10 protein-coding genes are annotated in these 12,903 nt (G+C 70.3%); 8 read left to right on the forward strand and 2 right to left on the reverse strand.

The window, feature by feature from the left end:
- Positions 1-21 precede the first annotated feature (21 nt).
- Positions 22-1,194 (forward strand): cystathionine gamma-synthase, encoded by a 1,173-nt coding sequence (locus H9X71_RS03980; RefSeq protein ID WP_191148432.1) that lies wholly within the window; start codon positions 22-24, stop codon positions 1,192-1,194.
- 46 nt (positions 1,195-1,240) lie between these two features.
- Here the strand turns inward: H9X71_RS03980 and H9X71_RS15025 are convergent, their stop codons facing one another.
- Complete coding sequence (locus tag H9X71_RS15025) at positions 1,241-1,993, reverse strand: RNase H family protein (protein WP_191148433.1); 753 nt, start codon at positions 1,991-1,993, stop codon at positions 1,241-1,243.
- A 178-nt stretch (positions 1,994-2,171) separates the two neighbouring features.
- Here H9X71_RS15025 and H9X71_RS03990 point away from each other — a divergent pair, with 178 nt between their 5' ends.
- The 7 genes from H9X71_RS03990 to mmsB all read left to right on the forward strand — a co-directional run bounded on the left by H9X71_RS03990 (position 2,172) and on the right by mmsB (position 11,394).
- Positions 2,172-3,191: a LacI family DNA-binding transcriptional regulator gene (locus H9X71_RS03990; RefSeq protein ID WP_191148434.1), complete on the forward strand. Its 1,020-nt coding sequence runs from the start codon at positions 2,172-2,174 to the stop codon at positions 3,189-3,191.
- A 174-nt stretch (positions 3,192-3,365) separates the two neighbouring features.
- A complete protein-coding gene (gene araB, locus H9X71_RS03995) occupies positions 3,366-5,072 on the forward strand; it encodes a ribulokinase (protein ID WP_191148435.1) in 1,707 nt (568 codons plus the stop codon).
- Entirely contained in the window at positions 5,069-5,779 is a 711-nt protein-coding gene (locus tag H9X71_RS04000) for an L-ribulose-5-phosphate 4-epimerase (protein ID WP_191148436.1), read from the forward strand. Before araB ends, H9X71_RS04000 begins: the two co-directional genes overlap by 4 nt.
- A complete protein-coding gene (gene araA / locus H9X71_RS04005; protein ID WP_191148437.1) occupies positions 5,776-7,293 on the forward strand; it encodes an L-arabinose isomerase in 1,518 nt (505 codons plus the stop codon). Before H9X71_RS04000 ends, araA begins: the two co-directional genes overlap by 4 nt.
- Before the next feature lie 76 nt (positions 7,294-7,369).
- A complete protein-coding gene (locus H9X71_RS04010) occupies positions 7,370-8,497 on the forward strand; it encodes a substrate-binding domain-containing protein (protein WP_191148438.1) in 1,128 nt (375 codons plus the stop codon).
- Positions 8,498-8,671: 174 nt separating this feature from the next.
- Complete coding sequence (gene mmsA / locus H9X71_RS04015) at positions 8,672-10,201, forward strand: multiple monosaccharide ABC transporter ATP-binding protein (RefSeq protein ID WP_191148439.1); 1,530 nt, start codon at positions 8,672-8,674, stop codon at positions 10,199-10,201.
- Between the two features lie 5 nt (positions 10,202-10,206).
- Entirely contained in the window at positions 10,207-11,394 is a 1,188-nt protein-coding gene (gene mmsB, locus H9X71_RS04020; protein WP_191148440.1) for a multiple monosaccharide ABC transporter permease, read from the forward strand.
- Between the two features lie 234 nt (positions 11,395-11,628).
- On the opposite strand, the gene xylA is transcribed toward mmsB, so the two are convergent.
- Positions 11,629-12,822 carry a xylose isomerase gene (gene xylA, locus H9X71_RS04025; RefSeq protein ID WP_191148441.1) on the reverse strand — a complete coding sequence of 398 codons (1,194 nt, stop codon included), beginning with the start codon at positions 12,820-12,822 and terminating at the stop codon, positions 11,629-11,631.
- Positions 12,823-12,903 lie beyond the last annotated feature (81 nt).

Below are 12,903 nucleotides of genomic sequence, written 5' to 3' on the forward strand. Positions count from 1 at the left end.
CCGACCACAGAGACGAGCACCGTGAGCGACAAGCACGACTTCGACACCCGCGCGATCCACGCCGGCCAGGACCCGGATCCCACCACCGGGGCGGTCATCCCGCCGCTGTACCTCACGAGCACCTTCGTGCAGGACGGCATCGGCGGGCTCCGCGGCGGCTACGAGTACGCGCGGAGCGCCAACCCCACGCGCACGGGCCTGCAGGCGCTGCTCGCCTCGCTGGAGCAGGGGAAGCACGCGTTCTCGTTCGCGTCCGGCCTCGCCGCCGAGGACACGCTGCTGCGCGCCATCACCCGCCCGGGCGACCGCATCGTCCTGAGCGACGACGTGTACGGCGGCACCTACCGCCTGCTGACGCGCGTCCTCGGCGACTGGGGGATCGTCGTCGAGACGGTCGACATGAGCGACCTCGCCGCCGTCGAGCGCGTGCTCGGATCCGGACCCGCGAAGGTCCTCTGGGTCGAGACGCCGAGCAACCCGCTCATGAAGATCAGCGACATCCGCGCGCTCGCGGACCTCGGCCACGCCGCCGGAGCCACGGTCGTCGTCGACAACACCTTCGCCTCGCCGTACCTGCAGCAGCCGCTCACGCTCGGCGCCGACGTGGTCGTGCACTCGACCACCAAGTACCTCGGCGGCCACTCCGACGTGCTCGGCGGAGCGGTGATCCTCGACGACGACGCCATGGCGGAGAAGGTCGGCTTCCTGCAGTTCGCGATCGGCGCGGTCTCGGGTCCCATGGACGCCTGGCTCACCACCCGCGGCATCAAGACGCTCGCCGTGCGCGTCGAGCGCCACTCCGCCAACGCGGAGGAGATCGCCTCGTTCCTGCAGCAGCACCCCGACGTCACGGCCGTGCACTACCCGGGCCTCCCGGAGCACCCGGGCCACGACATCGCCAAGTCGCAGATGTCCGGCTTCGGCGGCATGATCTCGTTCCAGGTGCGCGGGGGAGCGAAGGCCGCCCGCCGCGTGGTCGAGGGCACCCGGGTGTTCCAGCTCGCGGAGTCGCTGGGCGGCGTCGAGTCGCTCATCAGCTACCCGTCCGAGATGACGCACGCGTCCGTCAAGGGCACGCCGCTCGAGGTGCCGGACGACCTGGTGCGCCTGTCGGTCGGCATCGAGGCCGTCGAGGACCTCGTGGTCGATCTGGAGCGCGCGCTCGGCAAGGCGCTCAAGCAGGGCAAGCACTAGCGGCGGACCGGTGCGGCGCGCCTCCGCGCCGCACCGTCCCGCGGGATCAGGGCAGCAGCAGCCGCACGGCCTCGTCGACGCTGACCCCGCGGTCGCGCGCGAGGGCGCTGAGGCGCGCCATGGCGTCGCGGTCGAGCGCGATGGTCAGGGTGGTGTCGCCGGGCTCCGGCGCGACCTCCTCGTCGAACGCGTCGAAGTCGAACAGGCCCGGCTGCGCGGGCGCGTCGGCCTCGAGGGCCTCCGCCTCGGCCACCACGGGATCCGCGGCGGCGTCGGCCTCGGCCTCGACGGCCGCCGTGCCCTCGGTCTCCCGGGCGGCGGATCCGCCCGCCTCGTGCCCCGCCCAGCCCGGCCCCTCGGGGATCGGGCGTCGCCCCTGGAACGCGGTCGCGACGGCGCGGGCCCGGTCGTCGGCGGCCTCGTTGAGCGGGTGGGCCGCATGTCCCTTGACCCACTCGAAGCGGTAGCGGCGGCCCTGGATCTCGGCGTCGATCTCCTTCAGCAGCTCCACGTTGAGCACCGGCTTGCCGTCGCCCTTGCGCCAGCCCTTGCGCTTCCAGCCGGGCATCCACTTCGTGACCGAGTTGATGACGTACTGGCTGTCGCAGAGCACGAGCAGGTCGTCGTCGAGGTGCGCGGTCGCGCGGAACAGCTCGAGCACCGCCTTCAGCTCGCCCTGGTTGTTCGTCGCGTGCGCCCATCCGCCCGCGCCCCAGTGCTCGTCGTCGACGTACCAGGCCCAGCCGGCGGGTCCGGGGTTGCCGAGCGCGGATCCGTCTGCCGCGGCGGTGATCGTCACAGGTGGTGCCTCTCGTCGGGTGGACGACCAGTCTGCCGCAGCCGCACGACCTCCCGTGCCCCCGCTCCCGGCCCCGCGGGCGGCCGCCCCTGGTCCCGTGTGACAGTCACATGTGACAATGTGACACCTGCGCCGCACGGCGCGGACGGGGCCGGGCCCCGCAGGGACGGGGTCGAGGATGACGACGGAGACGCCGCGCGGCAGGGCGCCGAGCATCCGCGACGTCGCGCGCCTGGCGGGCGTCTCGCACCAGACGGTGTCCCGCGTGCTCAACGACTCGCCCTCGCTCCGCGCCGAGACCCGCCAGCGCGTGCTCGACGTGATGGAGCAGGTGCAGTACCGGCCGAACCGCGCCGCCCGGGCGCTCGTGACGAGCCGCTCGCGCACCATCGGCGTCCTCACGTCGCAGAGCTCCCAGTACGGGCCCGCCTCCTCCATCGCGGCCATCGAGTCGGCCGCGCGCGAGGCCGGCTACCTCGTCACGACCACCAACCTCGCGTCCTCCGACGAGGCGGCGATCCAGGTCGCCCTCGGCCACCTCGTGGACCAGGCGGTGGAGGGCCTCGTGGTCGTGGCGCCGCAGGTGCGCGTGCGGGAGGTCATCGCGAGCATGTCGCTCGACGTCCCGTACGTCACGATGCAGAGCGACGGCCGGGAGGACGCGCACGACCTCTCGGTCGACCAGATCGCGGGCGCGCGCCTGGCCACCCGGCATCTGCTCGACCTCGGCCACCGGGACATCTACCACCTCGCCGGCCCCCAGGACTGGATCGAGGCGGAGGCGCGGATGCGCGGCTTCCTCGACGCGATGTCGGCCGCCGACGTCCCCACGACCGCGCCCATCCTCGGCGACTGGACCGCGGAGTTCGGCTTCTACGCGGGCCGCGAGATGCTGCGGCTCCGCGACTTCACGGCGATCTTCTCCAGCAACGACCAGATGGCACTCGGCCTCATCCACGCCGTCCGCGACGCCGGGCTCGACGTGCCGCGCGACGTGAGCATCGTCGGCTTCGACGACATCCCGGAGGCCGCGCACTTCTGGCCGCCGCTCACGACCGTGCGCCAGGACTTCGCCGAGGTCGGCCGCCGCTGCGTCGCGCTCCTGCTCGACGGGATGGGCGGCACGGGCGACAGGTACCGCGGCACCATCACGCCCGAGCTCGTCGTCCGCGCCTCCACGGGCGCGCCCTCGTACTGATCCGGCGGTGCGGCGGGTCCCTCCCCAGCCCGTTCGGCCCCACTTCGAGGGGAGGGGCCCTCTCGGGTTGACAGGTCGATCCCGCGCGTGTGTAGAGTGACATCCGCCGATGTGACCGTTCACATCCCACGCGGTCTTCCCGGACCGCGGTGCATCAGACGAAGGAGTCGATCCGTGCCCAGCGCCCCCGCGAGCAGCGAAGCCCCCGCCGAGAAGGCCGGGTCGCCGGCAGAGCAGTACGTCATCGGCGTCGACTACGGCACCCTCTCCGGCCGCGCCGTCGTCGTGCGCGTCTCGGATGGCGTCGAGCTCGGCTCCGGCGTCCTCGACTACCCGCACGCGGTGATGGACGACACGCTCGCCGCCACCGGTGCGCAGCTCCCGCCCGAGTGGGCCCTCCAGGTCCCGAGCGACTACGTGGACGTGCTCAAGCAGGCCGTGCCCGCCGCCATCCGCGAGGCCGGCATCGACCCCGCGCAGGTCATCGGCATCGGCACCGACTTCACCGCGTGCACGATGGTCCCCACGCTCGCCGACGGCACCCCGCTCAACGAGGTCGAGGGGTACGCCGACCGCCCGCACGCGTACGTCAAGCTCTGGAAGCACCACGCCGCGCAGTCGCACGCCGACCGCATCAACGCGCTGGCCGAGGAGCGCGGCGAGGAGTGGCTGGCCCGCTACGGCGGCCTCATCTCCAGCGAGTGGGAGTTCGCCAAGGGCCTCCAGCTCCTCGAGGAGGACCCCGAGCTCTACGGCCTCATGGACCACTGGGTCGAGGCGGCCGACTGGATCGTCTGGCAGCTCACCGGCAGCTACGTCCGCAACGCCTGCACGGCCGGCTACAAGGGCATCCTCCAGGACGGCGAGTACCCGACGGCCGAGTTCCTCGGCGCCCTGAACCCCGACTTCGCCTCCTTCGCCGAGGACAAGGTCGCGCACGAGATCGGCCAGCTCGGATCCGCCGCCGGCACGCTCTCCGCCGAGGCCGCCGCCTGGACGGGCCTGCCCGAGGGCATCGCCGTGGCGGTCGGCAACGTCGACGCGCACGTCACCGCCCCCGTCGCCCGCGCCGTCGAGCCCGGCCAGATGGTCGCGATCATGGGCACGAGCACCTGCCACGTCATGAACAGCGACGTGCTCACCGAGGTCCCCGGCATGTGCGGCGTCGTCGACGGCGGCATCGTCTCCGGCCTCTACGGCTACGAGGCCGGCCAGTCCGGCGTCGGCGACATCTTCGCCTGGTACGTCAAGAACCAGGTGCCCGCGCGCTACGCCGAGGAGGCGGCGGCCGCCGGCAAGAGCGTCCACCAGCACCTCACCGACCTCGCGGCCGACCAGCCCGTCGGCGGACACGGCCTGGTCGCGCTCGACTGGCACTCGGGCAACCGCTCGGTGCTCGTCGACCACGAGCTCTCCGGCCTCGTCATCGGCACCACGCTCACCACGCGCACCGAGGAGGTCTACCGGGCGCTGCTCGAGGCCACCGCGTTCGGCACGCGCAAGATCGTCGAGACGTTCAACGCGTCGGGTGTGCCCGTCACCGAGTTCATCGTCGCGGGCGGCCTGCTGAAGAACGCGTTCCTCATGCAGGCGTACAGCGACATCCTGCGCCTCCCCATCTCGGTCATCACGAGCGAGCAGGGCCCGGCCCTCGGCTCCGCCATCCACGCGGCCGTCGCCGCCGGCGCCTACCCCGACGTGCGCGTCGCGGGCGACGCGATGGGCAAGGTCGAGCGCGGCCGCTACCAGCCGGACGAGACCCGCGCCCTCGCCTACGACCGCCTCTACGAGGAGTACTCGACGCTGCACGACCACTTCGGTCGCGGCGCCAACGACGTCATGAAGCGGCTCAAGTCGCTGAAGAGGGAGGCACGCGCGTGAGCACCTACGCACCCGAGATCGAGGTCGCGGTCGCCCGCGTCCGCTCCGAGGTCTCCCGCCTGCACGGCGAGCTCGTGCGCTACGGCCTCGTGGTCTGGACCGGCGGCAACGTCTCCGGCCGCGTCCCCGGCGCCGACCTCTTCGTCATCAAGCCGTCCGGCGTGAGCTACGACGACCTGAGCCCCGAGAACATGATCCTCTGCGACCTCGACGGCAACGTGATCCCGGACACCCCCGGCTCGCGCAACGCCCCCTCGAGCGACACGGCGGCGCACGCCTACGTGTACCGCAACATGCCCGAGGTGGGCGGCGTGGTCCACACGCACTCCACCTACGCGGTCGCCTGGGCGGCCCGACGCGAGCCCATCCCGTGCGTCATCACCGCGATGGCCGACGAGTTCGGCGGCGAGATCCCCGTCGGCCCGTTCGCCATCATCGGCGACGACTCGATCGGCCGCGGCATCGTCGAGACCCTCACGGGGCACCGCTCGCGCGCCGTGCTCATGGCCGGCCACGGCCCCTTCACCATCGGCAAGGACGCGAAGGACGCCGTGAAGGCGGCCGTCATGGTCGAGGACGTGGCGCGCACCGTGCACATCTCCCGCCAGCTCGGCGAGCCCGCGCCCCTCCCCGTCGAGGCCGTCGACTCCCTGTTCGACCGCTACCAGAACGTCTACGGACAAGCACCCCAAGGAGCCCTGAAGTGACCCGCATCACCACGTCCCTCGACCACTACGAGGTCTGGTTCCTCACCGGCAGCCAGAACCTCTACGGCGAGGAGACGCTGCAGCAGGTCGCCGAGCAGTCGCAGGAGATCGCCCGGCAGCTGGAGGAGGCGTCGGACGTGCCCGTGCGCGTCGTGTGGAAGCCCGTCCTCAAGGACTCCGACAGCATCCGCCGCATGGCCCTCGAGGCCAACGCGAGCGACCGCACCATCGGCCTCATCGCGTGGATGCACACGTTCAGCCCCGCGAAGATGTGGATCCAGGGCCTCGACGCCCTGCAGAAGCCCTTCCTCCACCTGCACACCCAGGCCAACGTCGCGCTCCCGTGGAGCACCATCGACATGGACTTCATGAACCTGAACCAGGCCGCGCACGGCGACCGCGAGTTCGGCTACATCCAGTCGCGCCTCGGCGTCACCCGCAAGACCGTAGTCGGCCACGTGAGCACGGAGGCCGTCCGCCAGGGCATCGCCACGTGGATGCGCGCCGCCGCCGGCTGGGCCGCCGTGCACGAGCTGAAGGTCGCCCGCTTCGGCGACAACATGCGCAACGTCGCGGTCACCGAGGGCGACAAGACCGAGGCCGAGCTCAAGTTCGGCGTCAGCGTCAACACCTGGGGCGTCAACGACCTCGTCGAGCGCGTGGACGCGGCGACCGACGCCGAGATCGACGCGCTGGTCGACGAGTACGAGCGCCTCTACGACATCGCCCCGGAGCTGCAGCGCGGCGCCGAGCGCCACGAGTCGCTCCGCTACGGCGCGGCCATCGAGGTCGGGCTCCGCTCGTTCCTGGAGGAGGGCGGCTTCGGCGCCTTCACCACGAGCTTCGAGGACCTCGGCGGCCTCCGCCAGCTCCCCGGCCTCGCCGTCCAGCGGCTCATGGCCGAGGGCTACGGCTTCGGCGCCGAGGGCGACTGGAAGACGGCGGTGCTCATCCGCGCGGCCAAGGTCATGGGCGCGGGCCTCCCCGGGGGCGCGAGCCTCATGGAGGACTACACGTACCACCTCGTCCCCGGCGAGGAGAAGATCCTGGGCGCGCACATGCTCGAGATCTGCCCCACCCTCACCACGAGCCGGCCGAGCCTCGAGATCCACCCGCTCGGCATCGGGGGCCGCGAGGACCCCGTGCGCCTCGTCTTCGACACCGACCCCGGCCCCGCGGTCGTCGTCGCCATGTCGGACATGCGCGACCGCTTCCGCATCGTCGCGAACGTCGTGGAGGTCGTGCCGCTCGACGAGCCGCTCCCGAACCTGCCCGTCGCCCGTGCCGTGTGGAAGCCCGCGCCGGATCTCGCGACGAGCGCCGCGGCCTGGCTCACGGCCGGCGCCGCCCACCACACGGTCATGAGCACGCAGGTCGGCGTCGAGGTCTTCGAGGACTTCGCCGAGATCGCGCGCACCGAGCTCCTCGTCATCGACGAGGACACGACCCTCAAGGGTTTCACCAAGGAAGTCCGCTGGAACCAGGCGTACCACCGCCTGGCCCAGGGCCTGTAACACCCACACCAGGGGAGCGGGCCGGCGCAGATGCCGGCACCGCGACTCACAGCAGCAGTACGAAAGGAACACGACCGTGAAGATGAAGAAGGTCCTCGTCGGCATCGCCGCCACGAGCATCGCCGTCTCGCTCGCCGCCTGCTCCAGCGGCAGCGGAGGCCGCGGCGGCAGCGCCGGCGGCGCTGAGGACAACAAGGGCGCCCTCGTCGGCGTCGCCATGCCCACCAAGACGAGCGAGCGCTGGGTCGACGACGGCAACAACGTCAACGACCAGCTCACCAAGCTCGGCTACAAGGTCGACCTGCAGTACGCGAACGACAAGGTGCAGGACCAGATCTCGCAGATCGAGACCATGCTCAACAAGGGCGCCAAGGCGCTCATCGTCGCGTCGATCGACGGCACCGCGCTGACCCAGGTCCTCAAGACCGCGGCCGACGACGGCGTCAAGGTCATCGCGTACGACCGCCTGATCAACGGCACCGAGGACGTCGACTTCTACACGACGTTCGACAACCAGCAGGTCGGCGTGCTCCAGGGCAACTCCCTCCTGCAGGGCCTCGGCCTCGTCGACGCCGACGGCAAGAAGACGGACAGCACCGAGAAGAAGACCATCGAGGTCTTCGCGGGCAGCCCCGACGACAACAACGCGCAGTTCTTCTACGACGGCGCGATGAGCGTCCTGAAGCCCTTCCTCGACTCCGGCCAGATCACCATCGGCTCGGGCCAGCAGGACTTCAGCCAGGTCGCGATCCAGCAGTGGAAGCAGGAGGGCGCCCAGGCCCGCATGGAGAACCTGCTCTCGGGCTCGTACCCGGGCGGCGCCAAGCCGGACGGCATCCTGTCGCCCTACGACGGCCTGTCGCGCGGCATCATCCAGGCCCTGACCTCGGCCGGCGTCGCCACCGACGCCATGCCGATCATCACCGGCCAGGACGGCGAGAAGGCGTCCGACAAGCTGATCCTCGACGGCGTCCAGTACTCGACGATCTTCAAGGACACGCGCCTGCTCGGCAAGGAGGCCGTCACGATGGTCGACGACCTGCTCACCGGCGGCACCCCGGACGCGCCCGACTCCTACAACAACAAGGTCAAGGACGTCCCGACCAAGCAGTTCGCCCCCGTGACCGTGACGAAGGACAACCTCGTCGAGGTCATCGTGGACAGCGGCTACTACACGCAGGACGAGATCGACAAGGGCGAGTAGCCCTCCGCGCCGCTCCGGCGGCGCACCCCGCCGGTCGACGTCCGCGTCGACCGGCCACCCACCGGGTCGGGCCGGCCGTGCACCACGGCCGGCCCGTCTCCGGGCGGCGTCCACCGCCGCCCGCGCACCACCGCCGGGAACCCGGCACCACCATCCACACAAGTGAGGCAGGCCATGGCCAACCACATTCTCGAGATGCGCGGCATCACCAAGACGTTCCCCGGCGTCAAGGCGCTGCAGGACGTCACTCTCGAGGTCACGCGCGGCACGTGCCACGCGATCTGCGGCGAGAACGGCGCGGGCAAGTCGACCCTGATGAAGGTCCTCTCGGGCGTCTACCCGGCCGGCTCCTACGACGGCGACATCGTCCTCGAGGACCAGGTCGTCAAGTTCTCCAGCATCCGCGACAGCGAGAAGTCGGGCGTGGTGATCATCCACCAGGAGCTCGCGCTCAGTCCCTACCTCTCCATCGCGGAGAACATCTTCCTCGGCAACGAGATCTCCAAGGGCGGCTTCATCGACTGGAACGCCACCAACGTGGAGGCCGCGAAGCTCCTCGCCCGCGTCGGGCTGAGCGACAACCCGGCCACCAAGATCGCCGACATCGGCGTGGGCAAGCAGCAGCTCGTGGAGATCGCGAAGGCCCTCTCCAAGGAGGTGAAGCTCCTCATCCTCGACGAGCCCACCGCGGCGCTCAACGACGAGGACTCGGCCCACCTGCTCGACCTGATCAAGCACCTGAAGGGCCAGGGCATCACGAGCATCATCATCAGCCACAAGCTGAACGAGATCAAGGCGATCGCCGACGCCGTGACGATCATCCGCGACGGCAAGACCATCGAGACCCTCGACCTCGGGCGCGACGCCATCAGCGAGGAGCGCATCATCAAGGGCATGGTCGGCCGCGACCTCCAGAGCCGCTACCCCGACCGCACCCCGGACATCGGCGAGGAGGTGCTCCGCATCGAGGACTGGACGGTCCACCACCCGCAGGAGCACTCCCGCGTCATCGTCGACCACGCGAACCTCAACGTCCGCGCGGGCGAGGTCGTCGGCATCGCCGGCCTCATGGGCGCGGGTCGCACCGAGCTCGCGATGAGCGTCTTCGGCCGCTCCTACGGCGCCAACATCTCCGGCAAGCTCTACAAGCGCGGCAAGGAGATCACGGCCCGCACGGTGGGCGAGGCCATCAGGAACGGCCTCGCGTACGCCACCGAGGACCGCAAGCACTACGGCCTCAACCTCATCGACGACATCAAGCGCAACGTCTCCGGCGCCGCGCTCGACAAGCTGGCGAAGGCCGGCTGGGTCGACGCCAACCAGGAGTACGTGGTGGCCGACGGCTACCGGAAGTCGATGAACATCAAGGCCCCGAGCGTGGGCGCCATCACCGGGAAGCTCTCCGGCGGCAACCAGCAGAAGGTCGTCCTCTCCAAGTGGATGTTCTCCGACCCGGACGTGCTGATCCTCGACGAGCCCACCCGCGGCATCGACGTCGGCGCCAAGTACGAGATCTACACGATCATCAACGCGCTCGCCGCGCAGGGGAAGGCCGTGATCGTGATCTCCAGCGAGCTGCCCGAGCTGCTCGGCATCTGCGACCGCATCTACGCGCTCTCCGCCGGCCGGATCACGGGACAGCTCCCGATCTCCGAGGCGACCCCCGAGAGCCTCATGACCTACATGACCAAGGAAAAGGAATAGTCACCATGTCCAGTCTCAGCAGTGTGGCGGGTTTCCTCGTCAGTCGCCTCAGGCAGATCGGCATCTTCATCGCGCTGATCCTGATCGTGGTGCTGTTCCAGATCCTCACCGACGGGACGCTCCTGGAGCCCCGCAACGTCACGAGCATCGTCGTCCAGAACGCGTACATCCTGATCCTCGCGATCGGCATGGTGATGATCATCATCGCCGGCCACATCGACCTGTCGGTCGGGTCCGTCGTCGCCCTCGTCGGCGCCGTCTCCGGCGTGTTCGCGGTGAACTGGGGCTGGCCCTGGTGGGCGTCCATCATCGCGAGCCTCGTCATCGGCGGCCTCATCGGCGCCTGGCAGGGCTTCTGGGTGGCGTACGTCGGGATCCCCGCGTTCATCGTGACCCTGGCCGGCATGCTCACCTTCCGCGGCCTCGCGCAGATCGTCCTGGAGAACCGCCCCATCACGCCGTTCCCGGACGAGTACGTGGCCGTCGGCGCGGGCTTCCTGCCGGACCCCACGGACCGGCAGGCCATCCTCGAGCCGATCACCGTGGCGCTCGGCGTCATCGCCGCCCTCTTCCTCGTCCTGTCCGCGGTGCGCGAGCGTCGCGCCCGGGTCAAGCTGAACCTCGAGGACGAGCCGTTCTCGTGGTTCATCACCAAGCTCGCGACCATCGCGCTGCTCGTGCTCGGCATCACGTACCTGCTCGCGAGCTACAACGGCACGCCGATCGTCCTCGTGATCCTCGCGGTCCTGGTGCTCGTCTACACCGCGGTGATGGGGCGCAGCATCTTCGGTCGCCACATCTACGCCCGAGGCGGCAACCTCAACGCGGCGCAGCTGTCCGGCATCAACACGAAGCGCGTGGACTTCCTGCTCTTCGTGAACATGGGCTTCCTGGCTGCACTCGCCGGCATCGCCTTCACCGCCCGCAGCAACTCGGCCCTCCCCGGCGCCGGCAACGGCTTCGAGCTCGACGCGATCGCCGCGGTGTTCATCGGCGGCGCGGCCGTCACGGGCGGCATCGGCACGGTCACCGGCGCGATGGTCGGTGGTCTGATCATGGGCGTGCTCAACAACGGCATGTCGCTGCTCGGCCTCGGCACGGAGTACCAGCAGCTCATCAAGGGCCTCGTGCTCCTGCTGGCCGTCGCGTTCGACGTGTTCAACAAGAGCCGCGGATCCAAGTCCGCGACCTGATCCACCCGCACCACCCGCGCTGACGCGCACGAGGGGCCCGGCATCCGCGAGGATGCCGGGCCCGTCCGCGTTCCCGCGGCGGCGTGGATGCATCGTCACGCCGGCCACCGGCCGCGCCCCGGACGTCTCACGCCGCGCGTGAGGAGCCGTGCGGACCCCGGGCGCCGACCCCGCGGACGACGGAGGGCCCGGCATCCACGTGGATGCCGGGCCCTCCGGTCGTGCGGGGGAGCGCTAGGAGCGCGCGCCCATCAGGTGCTCGAGCGCCAGCTGGTTGAGGCGGACGAAGCCGAAGCCCTTGCCGTCGAAGTACTCGTCGGCGGCGAAGTCCTCGTAGGAGGAGCGGTCGGCGAGGATGTCGTCGTAGGACTCGCCCTCGTTCAGCGTCGGGGTGTCGATCTCGGCGACCTTGGCGGCGGCGAGCGCCTCCTGGACCTCGGGGTCGGCGCGGAACGCCTGCGCGCGCTCCTTGAGGAGCAGGTACATGCGCATGTTCGCGGCGGCCGAGTCCCACACGCCCGTGATGTCCTCGGTGCGGCTGGGCTTGTAGTCGAAGTGACGGGGGCCGTCGTACGAGCGGCCGCCGCCCACGCCGCCGTTCTCCAGCAGGTCGACGAGCGAGAACGCGTTCTGCAGGTCGCCGTGGCCGAAGACGAGGTCCTGGTCGTACTTGATGCCGCGCTGGCCGTTGAGGTCGATGTGGAAGAGCTTGCCCTGGTACAGCGCCTGCATGATGCCGGCGGTGAAGTTGAGGCCCGCCATCTGCTCGTGGCCGACCTCGGGGTTCACGCCGACGAGCTCGGGGCGCTCGAGGGTCTCGATGAAGGCGAGCGCGTGGCCGAGCGTCGGCAGCAGGATGTCGCCGCGGGGCTCGTTGGGCTTCGGCTCGATCGCGAAGCGGATGTCGTAGCCCTTGTCGGTGACGTAGTCGCCGAGCAGGTTGACGGCCTCGCGGTAGCGCTCGAGCGCGCCGCGGACGTCCTTGGCGGAGTCGTACTCGGCGCCCTCGCGGCCGCCCCACATGACGAAGGTCTTCGCGCCGAGCTCGGCGGCGAGGTCGATGTTGCGGAGGACCTTCCGGATCGCGAACCGGCGGACGGCGCGGTCGTTGGAGGTGAAGCCGCCGTCCTTGAAGACGGGCGCGGAGAAGAGGTTCGTGGTGACCATCGGCACCTCGATGCCGGTGTCGCTGAGCGCGCCCTTGAGGCGGTCGATCTGCTTCTGGCGCTCAGCGTCGGTGGATCCGAACGCGAACAGGTCGTCGTCGTGGAAGGTGAGGCCGTAGGCGCCCAGCTCCGAGATGCGCTCGACGCCCTCGACCACGTCGAGGTCGGAGCGGGTCGGGCCGCCGAAGGGGTCGGCCCCGGTGTATCCGATGGTCCAGAGTCCGAACGAGAACTTGTCCTCGCGGGTGGGGGTGAGCGCCATGGTGTCTCCTGTCAGCGTCGTCGGTGATTTGTTGCTAGCTACAACCTAATCGGCGGGCGTCCTGCGCGCAACGCCGACACG

This window comes from Clavibacter zhangzhiyongii (assembly GCF_014775655.1).
Classification (GTDB): Bacteria; Actinomycetota; Actinomycetes; order Actinomycetales; family Microbacteriaceae; genus Clavibacter; species Clavibacter zhangzhiyongii.

What these genes read in the sequence shown, in the direction of transcription:
- mmsA (WP_191148439.1), top strand. Translation starts at nt 8,672, where the DNA reads ATGGCCAACCACATTCTCGAGATGCGCGGCATCACCAAGACGTTCCCC.
- mmsB (WP_191148440.1), top strand. Translation starts at nt 10,207, where the DNA reads ATGTCCAGTCTCAGCAGTGTGGCGGGTTTCCTCGTCAGTCGCCTCAGG.
- xylA (WP_191148441.1), bottom strand. Translation starts at nt 12,822, where the DNA reads ATGGCGCTCACCCCCACCCGCGAGGACAAGTTCTCGTTCGGACTCTGG.
- H9X71_RS03990 (WP_191148434.1), top strand. Translation starts at nt 2,172, where the DNA reads ATGACGACGGAGACGCCGCGCGGCAGGGCGCCGAGCATCCGCGACGTC.